This is a genomic window from Paucibacter sp. XJ19-41 (assembly GCF_028462495.1).
Classification (GTDB): Bacteria; Pseudomonadota; Gammaproteobacteria; order Burkholderiales; family Burkholderiaceae_C; genus Roseateles_E.
Map to the genome: position 1 here is coordinate 1 of NZ_JAQOWX010000314.1, position 347 is coordinate 347.

1 protein-coding gene is annotated in these 347 nt (G+C 75.8%); it reads left to right on the forward strand.

The genetic code is table 11. From position 1 onward, the window contains the following. The coding region (locus tag PO768_RS29155) for a TolC family protein (protein ID WP_272648847.1) at window positions 1-347 on the forward strand (347 nt) is incomplete at both ends.

Consider the following 347-nt stretch of genomic DNA (forward strand, 5'->3'; position numbering starts at 1 on the left):
GAACGAGCCGGCGCGCGGCCAGGCCAGCCTGGGCCTGGACGCGAGCTGGGAGCTCGATCTGTTTGCCCGCGTGCGCCAGCAGGCCCAGGCCGCCGGCGAACGGGCCGCCGCCAGCGAGCTGGACTGGCACCAGGCCCGTGTCAGCCTGGCGGCCGAAGTGGCCCGGCAATACCTGAGCCTGCGCAGCTGCGAGCAGCTGCTGGCCATCGGTGAGCGCGAGGCCGAGTCGCTGGGCCAGCTGGCGCTGCTGGCGCGCGACAAGGCCAGGGTCGGCTTCGAGGCGCCGGCCGCCGCCGATCTTTTGGATGGCGCGGCCGCTGAGGCGCGCAGCCGCCGCCTGGCGCAGC